Origin of the sequence: Agrobacterium sp. OT33, from assembly GCF_017313365.1 — a bacterium.
Lineage (GTDB): Bacteria > Pseudomonadota > Alphaproteobacteria > Rhizobiales > Rhizobiaceae > Agrobacterium > Agrobacterium rhizogenes_A.
The window spans coordinates 131610-152137 of the sequence record NZ_JAFLMZ010000005.1; the positions used below are offsets into that span (position 1 = coordinate 131610).

Consider the following 20528-nt stretch of genomic DNA (forward strand, 5'->3'; position numbering starts at 1 on the left):
CTTACTCCGCCGCTTCAACACGTGGGATGGGGGCAAAATCATCAGGGAAATGCCGGAGCGCGCTCATGACGGGATAGGGCGTAAAGCCGCCAAGCGCGCAAAGCGAACCGAACTTCATGGTCTCGCAGAGGTCTTCAAGGAGCGCCGTATTTTTCTCCCGCTCGATGCCGAGCGCGATCCTGTCGACCGTCTCGACGCCGCGCGTGGAGCCGATGCGACAGGGCGTGCACTTGCCGCAGCTTTCGACGGCGCAGAATTCCAGCGCGAACCGGGCCTGATGCAACATATCGGCGGTATCATCGAAAACCACGATGCCGGCATGTCCGATAAGGCCGCCAGCCGCCGTAAAGGCTTCATAGTCGAAGATCGTGTCGAACAGCGAAACCGGGAAATAAGCGCCGAGCGGACCACCCACCTGCACCGCCTTGACGGGACGGCCGGTGATCGTGCCGCCACCGATATCATTGACCAGCTGCCCGAGCGGCAGGCCGAAGGCGGTCTCGTAAAGCCCGCCATGCCGGATGTTTCCGGCAAGCTGGATGGGGATCGTGCCATGCGAACGGCCAACGCCGAAATCGCGGTAGAAAGCCGCACCCAGATCCATGATGACCGGAATGGAGGCCAGCGAAATCACATTGTTGACGACGGTGGGTTTTCCGAACAGGCCCTGCAGGGCAGGTAGTGGCGGCTTGGCGCGCACGGTGCCGCGCTTGCCTTCCAGACTATTGAGAAGCGATGTTTCCTCGCCGCAGACATAGGCGCCGGCACCCATGCGCACTTCGAGATCAAAGGCCCGCCCGGAACCGAGGACGGAAGGCCCAATGATACCATTGCGCCGGGCGATTTCGATCGCCTGCTCCATGACCTTGATCGCATGCGGATATTCCGAGCGCGTATAGATGAAGCCCTTCGTCGCGCCGACGGCGAGGCCGGCAATCGCCATGCCTTCGATCAGCACGAAGGGATCGCCTTCCATGATCATGCGGTCGGCGAAGGTGCCGCTATCGCCCTCGTCCGCATTGCAGACGATATATTTCTGGTCGGCCACCGCATCGGCAACGGTCTTCCATTTGATGCCCGTGGGGAAACCCGCGCCGCCGCGTCCGCGCAGGCCGCTTTCGGTCACCTGGGCGACGATGTCGAGCGGCGCCATGGCGACGGCTTTTTCGAGGCCTTTCATGCCCTGATAGGCGCGATAATCCTCCAGCGACAATGGATCGGTGACGCCGCAGCGCGCAAATGTCAGACGCGTCTGGCTTTTCAGGAACGGGATGTCCTTTGTCGGCCCGAGACAGAGGCGATGCTCGCCGCCAGTCAGAAAATCCGCATCGAAAAGCGAGGCGACATCGCCGGCCTTGACCGGCCCGTAGGCGATGCGGCCATGGTCGGTGCGCACTTCGACCAGTACTTCGAGCCAGAGCATGCCGCGCGAACCGTTGCGGACAACATGCACATCAAGATTGCGGCTGGCCGCTTCCCGGGCAATGGCGTCGGCCACGCGGTTTGCGCCAACGGCAAGCGCGGCGGAATCGCCGGGAACAAAAACGGTGACACTCATCGGCGCGCCTCCGTCAGGATGTCGCCAAGACAGTCCTCGTCAAGGCGGGCATGGACTTCGCCGTCCAGCATCAGGGCCGGCGCCTGCGCACAAAGCCCGAGACAGAAAACCGGTTCCAGCGTGACGGAACCGTCAGCGGCGGTTTCGTGCCAGTCAAGGCCGAGCCGGGACTTGATGGTATCCGCCAGAGGCTCGCCACCCATCGACTGGCAAGCCTCGGCGCGACAGAGCTTCAAGACATGTCGGCCAGAAGGATGATCACGAAAATCGGGATAGAAGGTTACGACGCCATGCACCTCCGCCCGCGACACGTTCAGTGCGGAGGCGATGATCTGCTTGGCGCTTTCAGGAATGTAGCCGAATTCTTCCTGAACCGCGTGCAGGATGGGCAGCATCGGCCCTTCGAGGTGAATAAAGTCGTCAATGACCGCGGAAACACGGGCCGCCTCATCTGCGGCAACCGCCTGGATATTCATAAGCCAGTCCTCCCAAACCGACAGGGGCAAGGATGGCGGGCGGGACATTTTCAGCCCTTTCGCAGCCCCTGCATTGGCGGCAAGAATGGCGAGAGCGGCAGGATCAGGTCAATAAGGTGTTTCCGTCGCTCGATAGGAATTTCCTATCAAAAGCCAGCTCCGCGGCGCGCTGCCGCGCCTCGTGAAGAAGCGCTGAAACCAGCGGCGTATGCGGTTCGCGGTAAGTCGCAATCAACCCCACGAGATGCTCGGCATCGGGCTCGATGATCGGGATCATTTTTATCTGTTTTGGAAATCCGAATGATTCCGCTATGTTACGCGGCATTATTGAAGCCCATTGTCCGGTTCGAATATGAGAAAAAAGCACGATCATCGAATTGGATTCGAGTGTTGGCTTCACCTCCACACCCGCTTCCGCCATGTGTTTGTTGATGATACGGCGGTTCTGCATGTCCGAAGTCAATAGGCATAGCCTAAGACCGGCAACCTGCCTCCAGGTAACGCTTTCCTGATCGGCCAAAGGTGTTCCGGCCGCTGCGATCAGGTGATATCGCTCCGAATAAAGCGGCACCGTCGTCACCCGCCCCAGCGGCTCATTGTCGAGATAGGTGATTCCCGCGTCGATCTCGAGATTCTCTATCTGCCCCAGCACCTGAAGCGAGGTGCGTGACGTTACCGAAAATGTCACGGCGGGATGGCGGGCCTGAAACGGCTCCGTCAATCGCGGCACCATGGCAAGCGCGGTGGGAATGACCGCAAGGCGGATATGGCCGGCCAGACCCTTGCGGGCGGCGCGCATTTCCTCACGCATGGTGCGCGTATCGGCAACGATGCGGCGCGCCCATTCCAGCACACGCTGGCCCTCCGGCGTCAGCCCCTGATAACGGGCGGCGCGCACCACCAGAACGACACCCAGCTGATCCTCCAGTTGCCGGATCGCCGCCGAGAGGCTGGGCTGCGAAATACCGCATTCCTCCGCGGCCCGCCCAAAATGCTCCGCGCGCGCCAATGCGATGAAAAATTCCAGCTTGTCGATCATGCGTCCTCCCCGCAGCGCGCGACCCTTGCGAAGGCGGCGCGCGGGAGAACACTAAAGCGAGGAGCGCAAGCCCGCAAATGGCTGCGGCCGTTTTCCCATAAATCAGGCTTAGGCGACGAGCTCTATTCCCTTGATACGCGGATAATCATAGGCGTTGACCTTCGAAGTGCTGTAACCGGCCCCCACCAGCGCCTCCGCCAGTTTCACCGCCGCCGTAACGCCGTCGATAACAGGCACGCCGGTTGCCTCGCGCAGCCTGTCGCACAGAGCCGACATGCCGGCGCATCCAAGGATGATCGCTTCCGCCGCATCCTCCTTCTTGGCCGCTTCGATCTCGCGGATCAGCATCAGTTCGGCGGCGAGAGGGTCTTCTTCGAGACCAAGCACCGGCAGATTGATGGCGCGAACCCTGCGGCAATGCCGCTCCGCCCCATAGTTGCCGACAAGGTCCTCGATGATGGGGATCGAACGCGGCAGGGTGGTGATGATGGAAAATCGGCGGCTGATCGTCATGGCCACCTGCACGGCGGCCTGGCAGATGCCGATGACCGGCCCGCGCGCGACTTCGCGGGCCGCATGCAGTCCCGGATCGTCAAAGCAGGCGATGACATAGGCGTTGACGCCCAGCTGTTCACCCTTGCGGATTTCCTGCAGCAGGCCCGGAACGGCCAGCGCCTCATCCGCTCCACCTTCGATACTGACGGGCGTATCGACGGGATTTGCAGCGGAAATTTTCGTATCCATGTGTTTGACGCGCAAGGCACTGTCGAGCGCCTGCGCCGTCATCGAGGCCGTAGAGTTCGGGTTGATCAGGCGAATATGCATCGGGGTAAGCCTTTCAGGACCTTCACGCGCCATCTGGCTTGATGAAGTCGGTAATCGCTGGCGCCTTGAGGACGAACTGGCGGTCCGAAGTAATGTAATTGTCGGCGTGAAGACGTGCGATCGGCTGGTAGCGGTCCGGATCGACATAACGCCCCTCTTCATCGAGGCAATCCTTGTGCACATGCATATGCACAACCTCACCCAGAACCAGCGTGCGGCGCGGATAATCGATCAGACGCTCCACCCGACACTCGAAGGCGCAGGGTGATTCCGCCGCAAAGCTTGCATCGATCTTGCTGCAGGGGGTCGCGGTCAGCCGCGCCATGGAAAGTTCGTCCACCTCGCTGTCGAAGCCGAGGCCGCAGACGAGCATCTGTTCCGACAGGGCCATGTCGACCATGTTGATGACGAATTCGCCGGTGCGGCGAATATTGACCATCGTGTCCTTCTCCTCGCCCGTCACCCGCGGCTGGATACCGAGGACGACGATCGGCGGATCATGGGAGAAAACGTTGAAAAAGCTCATCGGCGCCGCATTGTTGTGGCCGGCAGCCGAACGCGTCGTGACGAGCGCTATCGGCCGGGGACCGATAAAATTCGTCAGCAGACGGTAACGGCTCTGCGGCTCGAGCGTGGTGAAGTCGAATTCCATGACAACTGCCCTGTTTATAGTACACAATATTATTTCAGATTGTTGACAATCTTGCAACCAAAACTCTGTTGAAACGGTTGACTTTTTCCACCGCATCACGCTTCTCTACCCACAATGGAGAGCGAAACCGATGACCGAACAAAACGGCCAGTCCACGCAACAAATTGTCGAGAAAGTCTGGCTGTCGATCGCCGAACGACGGCTTCGCCCGGGCGTGCAGCTGAAGGAAGAACAGCTCGCCACGATTTTTGGCGTCAGCCGCGCGCGCATCCGCCAGGCGCTTTCCGTGCTGGAGCGCGACGGTCTCGTCACCATCGTTCCCAATCGCGGCGCCTTCGTTTCCAAACCCTCGGTCGAAGAGGCGAGAGACGTGTTCTTCGTGCGCCGCACGGTAGAACAATGCGTTGTTGAGCGGCTTTGCAAATCCACCACCAAGGCCGCGCTGAAGCGGCTTCGCGACCACGTCGAAAAGGAGCGCGTGGCCAACGCTCACAACATCACCACCGACATCATCAAGCTTTCCGGCGGCTTCCACCTGCTGCTTGCGGAAACGGTCGGTTCCGATTTCCTGTTCACCACCATGCGCGACCTCATTTCGCGTTCCTCCCTCATCACTGCCGTTTACCGCAACACGGACCGCTTTAACTGCGGGCCCGACGAACATGCGGAAATTGTCGACGCGATCGCCAATAACGACCCGGCGAGGGCCACGCATCTGATGACCCATCACCTCGAACATGTGGAAGCGGAACTCGACCTCAGCGAAATCCGCGACCTTTCCCATGATCTGCGGGCGGCACTCGCCTGACCTTGCGGGTCAGGCGCGCTCCCGTTCCTGCGTCAACACCTCTTCATCCTCCACCAGATGACATGCAACGCGTGTGCCGCCGGCAAGCGTGCGCACCTGCGGCACCTCCGCCGAACAGCGCGCCGTTGCAAGCGGGCAGCGCGGATGGAAGGTGCAGCCCGAGGGCGGCCTGAGCGGGCTTGGGACTTCGCCTGCCACCAGTTCCCGGTCGCGGCGCGGGGCCTCGATATTGGGAATGGTCTGCAGCAGAAGCTGCGTATAGGGGTGACGCGGGCGGGCGAACAGCTCCTCCGTATCGCCCTCCTCCACGATGCGACCGAGATACATCACAGCGATACGGTCCGACATGTGGCGAACCACGCTCATATCATGGCTGATGAAGAGATAAGTCAGCCCCAGCTCGTCCTGCAGCCGCCGCATCAGGTTCAGCACCTGCGCCTGCACCGATACATCAAGCGCGGATGTCGGTTCGTCACAGACCAGAAACTCCGGCTCGCTTGCCAGGGCACGGGCAATCGAAATACGCTGGCGCTGGCCGCCGGAAAATTCATGCGGGAATTTCTCGCCGTCGGAGGCAGAGAGGCCGACCGTTCGCAGCAGCTCTTCCACCCGCTCCATTGTCTCTGCCCGGGTGGGGCGCAGTTTCAGCTCGCGGATTGGCTCTGCAATGATGTTCTTCACCCGCCAGCGCGGATTGAGCGAGGCATAGGGATCCTGAAAGATCATCTGCGCCGAAAGCGGCGCATCCTTCCGCCCTTTGGCAAAACGAAATTCGCCGGCGCTTGGGCGGAACAGCCCCGTCACCAGCCGCGCGACGGTGGACTTGCCGCAGCCGCTTTCGCCGACAATGCTGAGACAGCCACCGGCTGGCACCGTAAAATCGATGTCGTTGACGGCCTGCACGAACTGACGGGGTTTGCGCTCGATGACACGGTTGAGCCACGGGGCGGAAACATCGAAGGTCTTGGTCAGACCCTTCACCGTCAGTGCGGGTGTTTTTGTCACCGAGGTTTTCATGCTGTTCCTCCTGCATTCATCCAGCAGGCGCTTGCGCTGCTGCCCTGCGTTTCCAGTTCCGGGCGCTCGCGAAGACAGCGGGGGCCGGCAAAGCCACAGCGCGGATTGAAGGCGCAGCCCGGCGGGATCGCATCAAGACGCGGCATCGCCCCGTCGATCTGGTTGAGCCGCTCCACCCGCGCGCCGAGCGAAGGGATGGAGGCCATCAGGCCCTGCGTATAGGGATGTTTCGGCACATGCAGAACCTGCTCGACCGGCCCGACCTCGATCAACCTGCCGGCATAAAGCACGGCAACGCGGTCGGCGGCTTCGGCGATGACGCCCATATCATGCGTGACCAGCATGACCGCCGTCTGCTTCTCCTTGCACAGCCTGCGCAGCAGCGAAATGATCTGCGCCTGGATCGACACGTCAAGCGCCGTGGTCGGCTCGTCGGCAATGATGAGCTTTGGCGAGGCGGCCAGCGCCAGTGCGATGACGACACGCTGGCGCATGCCGCCGGAGAACTGGTGCGGATAATGATCGACGCGATCTTCCGGAGACGGAATGCCGACATCTTTCAGGAGTTGAATCGCCCGCCCCCGCGCTTCTTTCCTGGAGAGCGGCAGATGCTGGCGGATCGTTTCGACCAGCTGTGCGCCAACCGTAAAGAGCGGGTTGAGCGAGGTGAGCGGATCCTGAAAGATCGCACCGATCTCGCGGCCGCGAATGCCCTCCATCGCCCTGTCGTCCAACTTGTCGATACGCCGCGACCCGAGCCATATCTCGCCCTCGGCGATGCGGCCGGGCTTTTCCAGCAAGCCCTGTATCGCAAGTCCGGTCATGGATTTTCCGGCACCGGATTCGCCGACGACGCCGAGGATTTCGCCGGGGCGGATCGACAGGCTGACATCCGAAAGGGCGGTCACCGTGCCTCTGCGGCCCGGAAACTCGACTTTCAGATTGCGAACGTCGATAACCGACTGGTTCATGTTATCCATTGGCGTCAACCTCCACCGGGTAGCTCGGGGGAAAAATTTCCGAAACGGGCGGATTGGCCCAGCTTCGTTCGGGATATTTCGCGATCAGCCCATCGAACTGCGCCTGCGCCTGAACGCGGGCTTGCTCCATGTCGATATTCGCGACCTGCCTTGAGCGCATTGACAGGCGGCCATCAACGAAGACCGCGCGTGTGATCTTGCCCGAACCGCCGGTAACGATGGTCGTAATCGGATCGACGCTCGGGGCCATGACGGTATCATCGAGATCAAAAACCGCGATATCGGCGCGGGCACCCTTTGAGAGATGTCCGAGATCGGTACGGCCCAGCGCCCTTGCGCCACCGATCGTGGCGGCGTCGAACAGATCGGCCGAACGGACCCTGTCGGGCACGCCATCACTGATGCGGCAGGTGATGAGCCCGACCAGAAGGTTCATCAGCATGTCGGCCGGTGCCGTGTCCGTGCCCATCGCGATGTTGATGCCACGCTGCCGGCACGACGAAAACGACGACAGCTTGCTGCCACCTCTGGCCGACACCAGCGGACAGTGGACGATGGAAACGCCATTTTCAGCGTAGAGCGCCAGATCTTCGTCCGTCGCATTGGTGGCGTGCGGCGCGACAAGGCGCTCACTGAGGAGACCGGCCTTGGCCAGCCACACGGGCGCCGTGGAGCCATGAAGGCTGCGGACGGTATCGACCTCCATCGTGCCCTGCGCCATGTGCAGACGGAACTTGCATCCAAGATCACGAGCGGCTGCATCGGTTCTTTGCAACAGGGCGAGCGTCGATGTCTCGACCCGATCCGGCGCGAGCATGCCGCGCACGAGATCACCATGCCGTCCGCTCTGTCTTTCGATGAAGGACACCGCATCCTTCAGCCCCTGAAAGCCGCGCTCTTCGTCAAAGACAGGCACCATGCGCCCCGGCTCTTCCAGCACCATGCCGCCGGAGCGGTATGCGGGGCTGAGATAGACGCGCAGGCCGAGTGCGCCGGCAGCATCGGCCGCAGCCTCGAATTCGGCAACGGTTTCGCCCCATTGCCGGTAGAACAGGGAAGCGATGGGCGCTGCCGTGGTGATGCCGTTGAGAAGCAGCTGGCCGAAAGCGAAACGCTTCTGGAAGGCCAGTTCCTCCTCGGAATACATCTCGTAAGGACCGGCCTCAACATAAGATCGCGGCCAGACCCGGCCCTTGGCCCAACCGGGGTAGTGATCGATCCCCAGGATCGTCGTATCGAGATCGGAAAGCGCATCGAGATCGATCAGGCCGGGGCTGATGAGGGCGTTGCCGAAATCGACGCGACGGGCGACCTCGCCGGGAAAACCGTGCCCGACGAAGAGAATCTCACCATTCTCGAAGACCACCTCGCCGTTTTTCAAGAGCCGGTGTGATCCGTCCTTGTGTCCGACAACCCAGCTTGCGGTAAGCAGCGTGCGACCCGACGGACGTTCGCCAAGCGCGAGAGATTGCAAAGCGGCGCTCATCACGGCGCCTCCACGATGGCTTTGCCGTTTCTGGCGGTGACGCGGCCGCCTTTGACGACGAGCGGCCGGGGCGCGATATCGACAACGGCATGGGCGAGCGTTTCGCCCGTAAGCAGCGTGAAATCCGCGGCGCGGCCTTCCTTCAGGCCATAATCACCAAGCCCCATGACATCGGCTCCGCCCTGCGATACCACATGCAGCACATGGGCAAGCTCGATATCCGAGCGCAGGCCGTTCTTCATGCCGATGATCTTTGCCCGGTCGAGCATGTCCGGCTGACCCCATGGCCCCCAGGTATCGCGAATGCCGTCGCAACCACCGCCGACACGCACGCCCGCTTCCTTCAGTCGCATGATCGACGGCACATTTACCGAAGGCGCACCGGTCGTCAGGATCGCCACGTCGAGCCTTGCAATCTCTTCGATCAGCTTGCCGACCCGCAGGTAATCATTCATTCCCAGTGCAAAGGCATGGCTGATCGCAACCTTGCCTTCCATACCATTGGCCCGGATACGCTCGAAGATCAGCTCCATGGTGAAGGCGCCGAGATCGGCAGCCTCATGCAGATGGATGTCGATCGGCACGCCGTGCTTGACCGCAAGCGCAAAGAGAATATCCAGCTGGCCTTTCGGATCGCGGTCGATGCCGCATGGATCGATGCCGCCAAGCACTTCGCAGCCCTGTTTCAGGGCCTCGTCCAGAAGCTCCACGGTGCCGGGCATGACCATGACGCCGGATTGCGGGAAGGCGACGACTTCGATGTCGATGATGCCCTTCAGCTTCTCGCGGGTCTCCCAGATGCCCTCCACAAGCGCCAGGCCATGGGTCGGGTCGATATCCACGTGGCTGCGAATATGGGTGCCGCCGTTGGCCGCAAGGCCGATGGCGTGGCGCATGGACTGGCGGTGCGGATCGATGCCGATCTGTGTCCGGTTTTCGCGTTCAAAGTCGATCCGCTGGCGCAGGATCGCGGCGCGATTATTAACATGCCAGGGCATGCCCCATGTCGTCTTGTCGAGATGGGTATGGGCATCGATAAGGCCGGGAACGGCAATCGCGCCATTTCCCTCTTCGACCGGCATGCCCGGCTCGGCCTCGAACTTTCCGAAACCGGCTATCTTTCCCTGCCTGATCAGAATGTCGCAGGTATCGCCCGCCATGGGCCTGATGTTGCGGAGCAGAAGATCGTGCATGGAACTCACCTCAGTTTCGGATTGAGCGCATCGCGCAGCCAGTCACCCAGAAGGTTGACGGTGACGACGAGCAGACAGAGCTGGAAAACGGGAAACAATACGATCCACCACGAACCCGAGAACAGGAACTGGTTGCCGATGCGGATCAGCGTTCCAAGCGAAGGCTGGCTGGGCGGCATGCCGATGCCGAGGAAGGACAGCGTCGCTTCGGTGAGGATCGCCATGCCGAAATTGAGCGTGGCGGCAACCATGATCGGTGTGAGCGTATTGGGCAGGATATGGTTGGCCATGATGCGACGGGCGGGAACGCCGATGAGTTTGGCCGCCTGCACATAATCCTTGCCGGTTTCGACGATGGCCTGCGCGCGCACGGTGCGCGCATATTGCACCCAGGCGGAAAGGGCGATGGCGAAAATGAGCACGGCGGATGCCCCCACCTCGCGCAGACTGTCCGGCAACATCTGCCGTACCACCGTCGAGACGAGGATGGCCACCAGAATTGTCGGGATGGAGAGTGTGATATCGCCGATCCGCATCAGGAGACTATCGGCAAAGCCGCCGAAATAACCCGCGACCAGTCCGGCCGTCATGCCGATGACCAGCGACAGCGCCACGGAAGCGACACCGATGACGATCGATATGCGGGTGCCGTAAAGAATGGCGGAGAGCATGTCCCGCCCCTGCGTGTCGGTGCCGAGCAGATAGGGCCATTCGCCGCCCTCCTGCCACACCGGTGGCAACTCGGCCTTCCACATGTCCAGTGAAGCGCCGTCATAGGGGTTTTGCGGCGCGATCAGCGGCGCGAATATGGCAGCGAGGATCAGGATTGAGAGGACCAGCGCACTGATCTTCGCCGATTTGCTGCGACTGAAGGACCAGTAGAGATCGCTGTCGCGCATACGGCTGAAAAGCGACCGGCGGGTGGGTTTTGCCATTTGTGGAAGGTCTGTCATGAAACCGGCTCCCTTCGGTTAACGCGCGGTGCGCAGACGCGGATCGATCACCGCATAGGCAATGTCGACGAACGTGTTGAGAACAACGAAGATGAAGGAAATGATGCAGAGATAGGCGGCCATGACGGGAATATCGAGAAACGTCACCGCCTGTATGAACAGCATGCCCATGCCCGGCCACTGGAACACCGTTTCCGTGATCAGCGCGAAGGCGATGAGCGAGCCGACATTCATCGTCGTCAGCGTCACGACAGGCATGAGACAGTTGCGAAGCGCATGGCGGAAATAGATACGCCAGCGGGGAATGCCGCGGGCCCGCGCAAACTTCACGAAATCGGAGCGCAGCACTTCCAGCATCTCGGCGCGAACCAGACGCATGACGAGCGTGATCTGATAAAGCGAAAGCGCAATGGCCGGCAAAATGATGGCTGCACGCCCGGAGGACGTCAGCAACCCGGTGGACCACCAGCCGATCTGCACCACATCTCCGCGACCGAAGGCCGGCGCCCAGCCAAGCGACACCGAAAAGACGAGAATGAGCAGAATACCGACAACGAAACTCGGCAGGGAGACGCCGACGATCGACAGGAACTGCAGGCCCTCCGTATACCACTTGCCGCGCCTGATTGCCGTCAGCACCCCAAGCGGCAGACCGACGACCAGCGACAGGACGGTGGCGACAAGAACAAGCTCCAGCGTTGCCGGAAACCTCTCCGCTATCAGCGGCAACACCTGCTGGCCGTTGCGATAGGAAACGCCGAAATTGCCCTCTGCCGCATCTTTCACAAACCGAAAATATTGCGTCGGCAGGCTGTCATTGAGGCCGAGGCGCTCACGCAGGGCCGCCCGATCCTCCTGCGAGGTCTGTTCGCCGACCATCAGCTCAACGGGATCACCCGCAAGCCGGAAAATCAGAAATGCGATAAGCGCGACGGAAAGCATGACGAGCACGGCATTTCCCAAACGCTTGATGATGAAAACCAGCATGGTTACCTCTCGGATGCGAACCCGCGCCACAAGGCGTGCCAGGTTCGACCATTCTCTTCCAGAGACAGGGTAGAGCTTTCGCAACGATGCGGCGATGCCGCGCGCCTGAACCCGTCACATTGTCGACAATTGCACCGGCGGAGGATCGCGTTTCGGCCGTCCCTGTTCGTGAGCATCACGGTTTCAACGGCTGAGGCGAGCTGCGCCGGAAAGGCTGGAAAGGCGTTCGGCGACAGGCCGACGCCCTTCCAGCGTTCTGCATTAGTTGTCGAGCTGTGTCAGCCAGTGACGCGGCTTGTTATCGGCACGGAAGTCGACGCTCTTGACCTTTCCGAGCATGGCCCATGCAATGGGCTGCTGATGCAGCGGAACAAGCATGGTTTCATCCTTGGCGATTTTCAACGCGGCTTCTTCAAGCGCAAGACGTTTGGTGTTGTCCTGTTCCTGCGCTGCCTGATCGACCAGCTTGTCGATCTCGGGGTTCGACCAGCCGCCATAATTGGAGACGCCCATCGCACCCTTGCGGGTCGACAGGATCTGCGACAGGAACGAGAAGGCATCGAGCGTCGGCTCGTTCGCCCAGCTGAGATTGAAGACATCGGCCTTGCCGCCATTGCGCTTGGGCGACTGCACGGAGCGCGGTGCAATGTCGATCGTCGGCTGGAAACCGCCGCGCTTCAGCATGTTGGCAACGCCGGAGCAGATATCTTCCTCGTTGATGCTTTCATCATTCATGCAGGTATAGGTGAAAGCGAGGTTCTTCATGCCCGCATCGGCAAGCAGCTTCTGTGCTTTTGCCGGATCGGCGGGCTCATAGGTATCGAGCGACTTGGCATAACCGGCGATTTCAGGCGCGATGAGCGAGCCTGAAGGTCTTGCAAGGCCGCGCATGACCTTCTTGTTGATGAGATCGCGATCAAGCGACGCCTCAAATGCCTGACGCACACGCAGGTCATTAAACGGGTTGGGCTTGCCGTCTTCCAGCTTTTCACGGCGGTTGAAACCGATGAACAGCGTGCGCAGTTCGGTGCGCTTCTTCACCGTGATATTGGCTGAGGATTCAAGCCGCGGCAGATCCTGGATCGGCGCCGAATCGATCAGGTCGATTTCGCCGGAAAGCAGCGCTGCAACACGGGTCGCGGCCGAGGCGATCGGCACGAATTCGATACGGTCGAGATTGTGTTTTTTCTGGTCCCACCAGCCGTCATTGGCAACAAGAACCGTCTTGCTATCGGGCACGCGGCTTTCGAGCTTGAACGGCCCGGTGCCATTGGTGTGCATCGTCGTATAACCGTCGACCTTGGAGGCGAAGTCGGTCGGCTTCTCGCTATTGTTATCTTTCAACCACTTGGCGTTGAAAATGAAGATATTGGTGATGTCGTTCAGGAAAAGCGAGGTCGGTGCGGTGACGTCGAGATCAACAGTGTAATCATCGACCTTCTTCACGCCGGCAAAGACCGGAATATTGCCGCGCAATGGCGAGGTGGCATCTGAAGCGCGCGTGAAGGAAGCGACCACATCATCAGCGGTGAAATCCGAGCCGTCATGGAACTTCACACCCTTGCGCAAGGTGAAGCGCCAGGTCTTTCCATCAACGAGTTTCCACTCCGTCGCCAGCGCTGGCTCGATCTTGAAGTCCGGCCCGTAACGGACAAGCCCTTCATAGATGTGGTTGAGGAAAGCGAGGTTGGAGGTGGAAGGCACCGAATACGGATCGAGCGAATAAAGATCGGCGCGGCTACCCCAGCGCAGGGTCTCTGCGCTTGCGGGAGCGGCAATGGCGGCGGCGGCCATGGCGGCCAGGACAAAACTTCTAATTCGGGACATTTGATCCCCCCTTTTTATAGGTCGTTGGAAAGCCGGCTGGCGGCTGAGCAAGCGGAGTATTGTTTTGCTGCGGCTTATTGTCAATAATATTGTTGACAATTATCGTATTCAAAATTTGGAAATTCTGGATACCGACTGCAAACATATGGGAGAAGGCGAATGGGAAATTATCTGCTGCTGCATGGCACGATCGTCACCGTGGATCGGGAAAGACGGATTATCGAGGATGGCGGCCTTGCCATTCAGGATGACCGCATCGTTGACATCGGCACGGCCGGGGAACTCGCCGCACGTCACTCCGACAAGCAGATCATCGAGTGCCGGGGCAAACTCATCATTCCCGGCCTGATCGATGCGCATGGCCATGCCGGGCATGCGCTGATCCGCAGCATTGCCGCCGATACCAACGCCATGTGGATGAAGGTGGTGACGCCGACCTATTATCATTATGTCACCCGCGATTACTGGTACGCCGACGGCCTGGTCTCCGGCATCGAGCGGCTACGCGCCGGTGTGACGACCGGTGCCAGCATCATCACCTCGATGCCGCGCGCCGACGATCCCGTCTTCGCCATCAACCATGCCCGCGCCTATGAGGAGATAGGCCTTCGCGAAATCATCTGTGTCGGCCCTTCCGGCCTGCCATGGCCACATGCGGTCACCCGATGGGAGAGCCGTTCGCCGGAGCGCCGCCATATCAGCTTCGAAGAGATGATCGAAGGCAGCGAGGCAACCATCGATGCCCTGCACGGCACGGCGGATGGCCGCATCAGTGTCTTCCTCACACCTTTCACCATCGTTCCGTCAGTGGAGCCCTCCAATGCTTCGACGCCAGATCAGGCGGTGAAACTGACGGAAAATGACCGGGTGCAGGCGCGCCGAATTCGTGAAACGGCACGAAAAACCGGCGTCAGGCTGCATTCGGACGCTTTTGCCGGACAGATCCGCATGGCGTATCAGGACAAGGAAAATGCGCTGCTTGGCCCTGATATCCATCTCCAGCATTGCTGGGGCATCTCGCATGACGAGATCGACATTCTGGCTGAAACCGGAACTCGCGTTACGCACGCACCGCCCGGCCGGGCAACGCCAATCATGGAAATGATGTCGAAAGGCATTCGTGTTGCCATCACCACCGACGGCGCAGCCCCTAGCCGCCATTTCGACATGTTGCAGACGGCGCGTCTGGCGCAATTCACTCAGCACCTGCTGCACAACCATGATCGTTACCTGCTGCCGCCCGGCAAGATATTCGAAATGATCACCATCGACGCCGCCCACGCCATCGGCATGGAGGACGAGATCGGCTCGCTGGAAGTCGGCAAAAAAGCCGACGTCGTCATCATCGACATGCGCAAACCGCATCTGATGCCGATGTGGATGCCGGTGCACCGGCTGGTGCATCAGGTATTGGGCAGCGATGTCGATACCGTCTTCGTGGACGGTAAAATGCTGATGGAAAACGGCCGGGTTCTAACGACGGATGTCGATGCGGCCATCTCCTTCGGGCAGCAAGAAGCGCTGGCCCTCGCCGCCCGCGCCGGTCTCGAAGCGCATATGCACGACCCGGGTTGGGGCCAACTGTTGCGGACCTTCGAAGAACCTGTCCACCCTCCCCGGCCACCGGAGCCGGCGGCTCACGGGCAACAAGGCGGCATCGGCCACGACGAATAATAAAGAGCCAGCATCCTTCCGATAGCGCAAGTGGAAGTGCCGGAAACCTTTCGCAGAAACAAAAACTCCCCGGCCTGGAGGGGTCCGGGGAGCGAAACTGGCATTCATTGCCAGAACTTTGACTGGAGCTAGTAACTCACCCGTTCGGAAACGGGGTGGATCTGAGTTGTCTAACCCGGTTTATGCTTTTTGGTTATTAGAACGCGCGCTGCAGGCGAACGAAACCGGTCCAGCTGTCGCCGCCGCCATTTACACCCTCGGTGCCGTCTACGTCCTGGTAGGTAACCGAAACGAGCGTGGAGAGACCGGAAGTGATCTTGTAGCCAGCAGCTACGCCAGCGCGCCATGCATTGCGATCGCCAACGAAGTCGTTGTTAGCGCCAAGGTCGATCTTGCCGAAGTACTGGAAGCCGGGGGTGATGGTCAGCTTGTCAGTTGCCTTGATGGAGTATTCGGCAGCAACCGTCCACTCGGACTCTTCGTAATAGTAGTTGGCGCCGGAAGCCCAGGCACCGGAGATACCGAGCGTGCCCGGACCGAGGTCAGCCGTGACGATTGCACGGATTGCACCGTTTTCCTGGTTCGTGTCGTAACCGCCGAGCAGGTTGGCCTTAACGCCACCGAAGTTGGCGCCGATGATAGCGCTTACGCCAATATCATTCGTCAGGGGCTTGAACGAAGAAGGCGCCTTGCGAACGCCGAGTTCGGAAGTGCCCTTACGGTCGCCTTCCAGTTCCTCAACGGCAGCGCCAACATAGAAGGAGCCGGCGTCGTAGGTGTAACGGATGGCGTTCAGACGGGTGCGGTTGGAGCTGAGCTGGTCATATTCGCCAGAGAGACCGTCATCCCACCAGTTGTAGTAATAACCGACCTTCAGGCCGCTCAGTTCGATGAAAGCCTGGTCGAGAATGGCACCCTTGCTGGTGTCGTTGTCGGCTTCGGCACGCAGACCGATGTAGCCGCGCAGAGCGCCGAGCTCGGTGTCGGTGCGGGTGTCGATGTTGAACTGACCGCGCGTGAACGAATCCCAGTCAGACGAACCGGACTTGTTGCGGCCGAAGTCGGTCTGGAAACGAACGTAACCGTCGAACTTCAGGCAGGTTTCGGTGCCGGGGATGTAGAAGAAACCCTTGCCGAAAGCGTCGCAGACGCGAACATATTCCATGGGCTCGGGCTCGGCAGCGACGATGGCGTCAGCGGCCTGTGCGCCGGATACTGCTGCGAGAGCCGCAGCGGAGCCGATCAGAAGGCTCTTGATGTTCATTTGTAATCTCCAGTCAAAAATTTTTCAACGAATGCGCAAATTTGAGGGCTGGTCTTTCCCTGCCGCCCGCTTCCCTGCGCTGATTCAGCAAATGACAGAAAGTGCCGCGGACTCGCAATTCAAATCGGCAAATTGCAAATACAATAAAAGTACACAATTGGATTAAGTAGTAATATTGCAACAAATCAATAGTTTAAAATATAATAATTTCGTTATTTATTTTCAATAAACAGAATTTATTACTCAATTAAAATAATCGACAATGCAAATTTTATTTATTACGAAAGAATATTATTGCCATAGAAAACGGCGCGCACGCCGCGCCGGCACCCGGAACGGTCAGGAAACAGGTCGGGATTGTTGGGAAAGTCCGGCCAGGAATATTTCCGAAGGCGGATAAGCCTCCGGAAAAAGACCCGCCAAAGCGGGCCTATTGCGGATCGATGGAGGAGCCGGTGGGGAAGGTCGTCATCTTCCCCAGCATGTCGCCGATCGCTTCCGCCTCCACCGCACGGCTGAAATAATAACCCTGCCCGTAGGGGCAGCCGGCAGCGCGCAGAAATGCCGCCTGCTCGGCGGTTTCCACGCCTTCGGCGATGACATCGATGCCAAGCGAGCCGGCAAGCTGGATCATGATCGAGACGATGGCGCTATCCTTGGTCTTTTCCGGCAGGTGGGTAAGGAACGAGCGGTCTATCTTCATGCAGGAAAGCGGGAAGGTCTTAAGCATGCCGAGGCAGGAATACCCCATGCCGAAATCATCCAGCGCCAGGCTGACACCCATCTGCTTGATGGCGCGCATGATCCGCACCGATGTTTCCACGTCCTGAATGATGAGCGTCTCGGTGATTTCGATTTCGAGCAGCGATGGCGAAAGGCCGGTTTCCCTGAGCACAGACCGGATCTGCTCCACAAGGCCGCCCTGAAACTGCCGGGGCGAGATATTGACCGCCATCTTGACGGGCGAAAGACCGGCCGCAACCCAGGCCTGAGCCTGCCGGCAGGCTTTTTGCAGGATTGTTTCCCCAAGTTCCACGATAAGGCCGGTTTCTTCCGCAAGGCCGATGAATTCCGAAGGCCCCAGCAGCCCCTCCACCGGGTGCTGCCAGCGCACCAGCGCCTCCACCCCGCTGATGCGGCCGCTGAGAAGGTCGACCTGCGGCTGGAAATGCAGGACAAATTCATCCCGCTCCACCGCCTTGCGCAATTCCTCTATGCGCGTGAATTTCTTCCTCAGGTCCTCCGCCATGCGCGGCGTGAAGGTGGCGATGCCGTCGCGGCCATTCCGTTTGGCCTCATACATGGCAAGATCGGCGGCGGCGACGATTTCCGCCGTGCTTTCCCCGTGTTCCGGAAAAAACGCCATGCCGATGCTGCAGGTGACCTTGATATCGTAATTGCCGATGCGCAACGGCTGCGAAACCGCCGCCCGGATACGCTGCAGACGGCTTTCGAAACCATCCTTCCGCCTTTCCAGGATGATGACGAATTCGTCTCCGCCCACCCGCAGCACGAGATCGTGGCGGCTGAGGCTGTGGGCGATGCGCTCCGCCGTTTTCGAAAGCAGCGCATCGCCGACGCTATGGCCGAGCGTATCGTTGATCTGCTTGAAATTGTCGAGGTCAAGAAAACCGATGCCGACTTTCCGCTTCGCCTTTGCCGCCGCTGCCAATATTTCGGGCAGCCGGGTATCGAGAAAACGGCGATTGGGTAGCCGGGTCAGCATGTCGTGATCGGCCAGAAAGGCGATATGTTCGGCTGCGCGCTTCCGGTCTATTGCCAGCCCCGCCATGCGTGCCGCAGCCCCGATGAACTCCACCAGCGCGGCATCCGGCTGCCGGCCCGCCAGCATGCACCAGACGAAACCATGCGCGCTGCCTTCGCTGGCGGGAATATCGAAGCTGAGAGCCGTATTGTCGGCTGGACAGCCAAGGGTGCCGGGATCGCCGACGGTGGAAATGAGCGCCGTCAGACCCGCATGCTGCGCCAATGCCGGCGAGGCATAGACGGAGGGCTCCCCTGCCGCCGCATCAAATACCCGGACAGCGCAGGCAAGCCCGGTCGCAAGGTTTTCAATGGCCTTGACGAATTCCTCGAGAAAGTCCTCGATCCGCGCCGCCGCAACAATCATTTCCAGAATACGCGCCTGCGCCTGCAGCAGCCTTTCCGAGGCCTTTTTCTGGGTTATGTCCCGGGAAGCGCCGACCACGCCGATGATCCTGCCGCTCTTGTCCCTCAGCGGCACGCGCGACATCATCAGCCAGCGGTCGATATCGCCGCGCATGGCGCGTTCCTCATAACCGAGATCCGGCTCGCCGGTGCGCATGACCCGCGCTTCGGTATCGGGAATGCCGGCACGCCGCGCAGCCTCGCCGTGAATGTCATAATCGGTGAGACCAATCAGCTCCTCGACGCTGTCGAAGCCGTTTTCGGTCACGATGGCGCGGTTTGCGAAAAGAAAGCGGCCTTCCAGATCCTTGGCATAGATGAAATCCGGCACATGGTCGATCATCGCTTCCAGAAGCACATGCCGATCGGACGGGTTGGTGTTTTCAGTCGTTGCAGGAGAGACAGACGGTGCTGCGCCGCGCTTCGTTCGCGACATCCGGTTCTGCACGGGTGTCTTCGGGCCTTTGGAACGCACCTCTCCGCCTCATCGCTTTATAAGGAAGCAGAATAGTAGGATTATACATATTATATAAATATGAACGGCAGGCCGGAATTAGGGGCGAATGGCTGCCCTTTTGCAGGCTAAATCAGGAACAGCCGACAGCACGAATCGAAACGGCGCGGATAAAAACCGCGCCGTCAGATTGAAGGCTTAGATGGAGGGGATGTCAGACCACCGGGGTCGGCAGCTCCTTGCCGGCAAAATGTGCGTCGAGATTGGCCAGAACGAGATCGGCCATGGCGCGCCGCGTCTGGTGCGTGCCGCTGCCGACATGTGGGGCAAGCGTGACGGTGTCGAAGGCGAAAAGCGCTTCCGGCACACGCGGTTCATCCTCGAAGACATCCAGCGCCGCGCCGCCGATCGTGCCGTTCGAAAGCGCCTCGACCAGCGCCTTTTCATCCACCAGCGAACCGCGCGCCACATTGACGAGCACACCCTGCGGTCCAAGCGCCTTCAGCACATCCGCATTGACGATATGGCGCGTTTCGGCGGTGGCAGCGGCTGCGATAATCAGCACGTCGCAATTGGCGGCCAGCGCTTCGATGCTGTCGTGATAATCATAGGCGACATCGCGGCGGTTTCTGGCGGTATAGGAAATCCGCGCATCGAAACCTTCAAGCCGCTTTGCGATTGCCTGGCCGATGCGGCCGAGGCCGAATATGCCGTAACGGCGGCCGGCAACGCGGGTGGAAAGCCCCATATCGCCCTTCAGCCATTGGCCTGTGCGTACATGCTGGTCCGCCTGCGGCAGCTTGCGCGCCTGCGCCAGAACCAGACCGAGCGCGAGGTCAGCGACATCGGCCGTCAACACGTCAGGCGTATTGGAAACGCGGAAACCGCGCCGTTTGGCATCAGTGAGATCGACCTTGTCGAAACCGACACCGTTGATGGCGACGATTTCAAGATTGGGGAGTGCAGCGCCAATATCCGCCGGCAGGCCGATATGGCCACCGGTGACGACGCCGCGGATCGCGCCGCCTTTTTCAGCAAGGAACGCCGCCTTGTCTGCCGCTCCGAACAGGCGATGCACGGTGAAGCGCTCGGCGAGTTCCTGTTCCAGTGCCGGGATGAGCGGGCACAGTTGCACAATTTCAGTGGTCATGGACTTTCCTTTGCGC

Annotated in this window: 17 protein-coding genes; 2 read left to right on the top strand and 15 right to left on the bottom strand. The window is 60.2% G+C overall.

Annotated elements, in window-relative coordinates:
* Position 1: 1 nt before the first annotated feature.
* The 5 genes from JZX88_RS13520 to JZX88_RS13540 form a co-directional block, all read right to left on the bottom strand.
* Complete coding sequence (locus JZX88_RS13520; protein WP_206913881.1) at positions 2-1558, bottom strand: NADH-quinone oxidoreductase subunit NuoF; 1557 nt, start codon at positions 1556-1558, stop codon at positions 2-4.
* Positions 1555-2034, bottom strand: a complete 480-nt coding sequence (locus tag JZX88_RS13525) for a formate dehydrogenase subunit gamma (RefSeq protein WP_065116827.1) — start codon at positions 2032-2034, stop codon at positions 1555-1557. The genes JZX88_RS13520 and JZX88_RS13525 overlap by 4 nt, the downstream gene beginning before the upstream one ends.
* Before the next feature lie 103 nt (positions 2035-2137).
* The gene (locus JZX88_RS13530) at positions 2138-3073 is read right to left on the bottom strand and encodes a LysR family transcriptional regulator (RefSeq protein WP_174029995.1); all 936 of its coding nucleotides are present in this window, start codon (positions 3071-3073) and stop codon (positions 2138-2140) included.
* Between the two features lie 108 nt (positions 3074-3181).
* Complete coding sequence (locus JZX88_RS13535; protein WP_206913882.1) at positions 3182-3898, bottom strand: aspartate/glutamate racemase family protein; 717 nt, start codon at positions 3896-3898, stop codon at positions 3182-3184.
* Positions 3899-3920: 22 nt separating this feature from the next.
* Positions 3921-4550 carry a flavin reductase family protein gene (locus JZX88_RS13540; protein WP_142857941.1) on the bottom strand — a complete coding sequence of 210 codons (630 nt, stop codon included), beginning with the start codon at positions 4548-4550 and terminating at the stop codon, positions 3921-3923.
* Between the two features lie 130 nt (positions 4551-4680).
* On the opposite strand from JZX88_RS13540, the gene JZX88_RS13545 reads away from it, so the two are divergent.
* Complete coding sequence (locus JZX88_RS13545; protein ID WP_065116831.1) at positions 4681-5358, top strand: GntR family transcriptional regulator; 678 nt, start codon at positions 4681-4683, stop codon at positions 5356-5358.
* 9 nt (positions 5359-5367) lie between these two features.
* On the opposite strand, the gene JZX88_RS13550 is transcribed toward JZX88_RS13545, so the two are convergent.
* The 7 genes from JZX88_RS13550 to JZX88_RS13580 form a co-directional block, all read right to left on the bottom strand.
* Positions 5368-6375 carry an ABC transporter ATP-binding protein gene (locus JZX88_RS13550; protein ID WP_206913883.1) on the bottom strand — a complete coding sequence of 336 codons (1008 nt, stop codon included), beginning with the start codon at positions 6373-6375 and terminating at the stop codon, positions 5368-5370.
* Positions 6372-7355 (bottom strand): ABC transporter ATP-binding protein, encoded by a 984-nt coding sequence (locus tag JZX88_RS13555; protein ID WP_206913884.1) that lies wholly within the window; start codon positions 7353-7355, stop codon positions 6372-6374. The genes JZX88_RS13550 and JZX88_RS13555 overlap by 4 nt, the downstream gene beginning before the upstream one ends.
* Complete coding sequence (locus JZX88_RS13560; protein ID WP_206913885.1) at positions 7348-8841, bottom strand: amidohydrolase family protein; 1494 nt, start codon at positions 8839-8841, stop codon at positions 7348-7350. Before JZX88_RS13560 ends, JZX88_RS13555 begins: the two co-directional genes overlap by 8 nt.
* The gene (locus JZX88_RS13565) at positions 8841-10034 is read right to left on the bottom strand and encodes an amidohydrolase family protein (RefSeq protein ID WP_206913886.1); all 1194 of its coding nucleotides are present in this window, start codon (positions 10032-10034) and stop codon (positions 8841-8843) included. The genes JZX88_RS13560 and JZX88_RS13565 overlap by 1 nt, the downstream gene beginning before the upstream one ends.
* 5 nt (positions 10035-10039) lie before the next feature.
* A complete protein-coding gene (locus JZX88_RS13570) occupies positions 10040-10987 on the bottom strand; it encodes an ABC transporter permease (RefSeq protein ID WP_206913887.1) in 948 nt (315 codons plus the stop codon).
* Between the two features lie 18 nt (positions 10988-11005).
* Positions 11006-11974 carry an ABC transporter permease gene (locus JZX88_RS13575; protein WP_142841969.1) on the bottom strand — a complete coding sequence of 323 codons (969 nt, stop codon included), beginning with the start codon at positions 11972-11974 and terminating at the stop codon, positions 11006-11008.
* Positions 11975-12235: 261 nt separating this feature from the next.
* A complete protein-coding gene (locus JZX88_RS13580) occupies positions 12236-13801 on the bottom strand; it encodes an ABC transporter substrate-binding protein (protein WP_206913888.1) in 1566 nt (521 codons plus the stop codon).
* 159 nt (positions 13802-13960) lie between these two features.
* Between JZX88_RS13580 and JZX88_RS13585 the strand changes: the two genes are divergently transcribed.
* Positions 13961-15475 carry an amidohydrolase family protein gene (locus JZX88_RS13585; protein WP_206913889.1) on the top strand — a complete coding sequence of 505 codons (1515 nt, stop codon included), beginning with the start codon at positions 13961-13963 and terminating at the stop codon, positions 15473-15475.
* A 196-nt stretch (positions 15476-15671) separates the two neighbouring features.
* On the opposite strand, the gene JZX88_RS13590 is transcribed toward JZX88_RS13585, so the two are convergent.
* The 3 genes from JZX88_RS13590 to JZX88_RS13600 form a co-directional block, all read right to left on the bottom strand.
* Positions 15672-16739, bottom strand: coding sequence for a porin (locus tag JZX88_RS13590; RefSeq protein WP_110759548.1), 1068 nt, complete (start codon positions 16737-16739; stop codon positions 15672-15674).
* 430 nt (positions 16740-17169) lie between these two features.
* A complete protein-coding gene (locus JZX88_RS13595; protein ID WP_206914047.1) occupies positions 17170-19344 on the bottom strand; it encodes a bifunctional diguanylate cyclase/phosphodiesterase in 2175 nt (724 codons plus the stop codon).
* 232 nt (positions 19345-19576) lie between these two features.
* Positions 19577-20512 (bottom strand): 2-hydroxyacid dehydrogenase, encoded by a 936-nt coding sequence (locus JZX88_RS13600; protein WP_206913890.1) that lies wholly within the window; start codon positions 20510-20512, stop codon positions 19577-19579.
* Between the last annotated feature and the right edge of the window lie 16 nt (positions 20513-20528).

What these genes read in the sequence shown, in the direction of transcription:
- JZX88_RS13520 (WP_206913881.1), bottom strand. Translation starts at nt 1,558, where the DNA reads ATGAGTGTCACCGTTTTTGTTCCCGGCGATTCCGCCGCGCTTGCCGTT.
- JZX88_RS13525 (WP_065116827.1), bottom strand. Translation starts at nt 2,034, where the DNA reads ATGAATATCCAGGCGGTTGCCGCAGATGAGGCGGCCCGTGTTTCCGCG.
- JZX88_RS13530 (WP_174029995.1), bottom strand. Translation starts at nt 3,073, where the DNA reads ATGATCGACAAGCTGGAATTTTTCATCGCATTGGCGCGCGCGGAGCAT.
- JZX88_RS13535 (WP_206913882.1), bottom strand. Translation starts at nt 3,898, where the DNA reads ATGCATATTCGCCTGATCAACCCGAACTCTACGGCCTCGATGACGGCG.
- JZX88_RS13540 (WP_142857941.1), bottom strand. Translation starts at nt 4,550, where the DNA reads ATGGAATTCGACTTCACCACGCTCGAGCCGCAGAGCCGTTACCGTCTG.
- JZX88_RS13545 (WP_065116831.1), top strand. Translation starts at nt 4,681, where the DNA reads ATGACCGAACAAAACGGCCAGTCCACGCAACAAATTGTCGAGAAAGTC.
- JZX88_RS13550 (WP_206913883.1), bottom strand. Translation starts at nt 6,375, where the DNA reads ATGAAAACCTCGGTGACAAAAACACCCGCACTGACGGTGAAGGGTCTG.
- JZX88_RS13555 (WP_206913884.1), bottom strand. Translation starts at nt 7,355, where the DNA reads ATGGATAACATGAACCAGTCGGTTATCGACGTTCGCAATCTGAAAGTC.
- JZX88_RS13560 (WP_206913885.1), bottom strand. Translation starts at nt 8,841, where the DNA reads ATGAGCGCCGCTTTGCAATCTCTCGCGCTTGGCGAACGTCCGTCGGGT.
- JZX88_RS13565 (WP_206913886.1), bottom strand. Translation starts at nt 10,034, where the DNA reads ATGCACGATCTTCTGCTCCGCAACATCAGGCCCATGGCGGGCGATACC.
- JZX88_RS13570 (WP_206913887.1), bottom strand. Translation starts at nt 10,987, where the DNA reads ATGACAGACCTTCCACAAATGGCAAAACCCACCCGCCGGTCGCTTTTC.
- JZX88_RS13575 (WP_142841969.1), bottom strand. Translation starts at nt 11,974, where the DNA reads ATGCTGGTTTTCATCATCAAGCGTTTGGGAAATGCCGTGCTCGTCATG.
- JZX88_RS13580 (WP_206913888.1), bottom strand. Translation starts at nt 13,801, where the DNA reads ATGTCCCGAATTAGAAGTTTTGTCCTGGCCGCCATGGCCGCCGCCGCC.
- JZX88_RS13585 (WP_206913889.1), top strand. Translation starts at nt 13,961, where the DNA reads ATGGGAAATTATCTGCTGCTGCATGGCACGATCGTCACCGTGGATCGG.
- JZX88_RS13590 (WP_110759548.1), bottom strand. Translation starts at nt 16,739, where the DNA reads ATGAACATCAAGAGCCTTCTGATCGGCTCCGCTGCGGCTCTCGCAGCA.
- JZX88_RS13595 (WP_206914047.1), bottom strand. Translation starts at nt 19,344, where the DNA reads ATGTCGCGAACGAAGCGCGGCGCAGCACCGTCTGTCTCTCCTGCAACG.
- JZX88_RS13600 (WP_206913890.1), bottom strand. Translation starts at nt 20,512, where the DNA reads ATGACCACTGAAATTGTGCAACTGTGCCCGCTCATCCCGGCACTGGAA.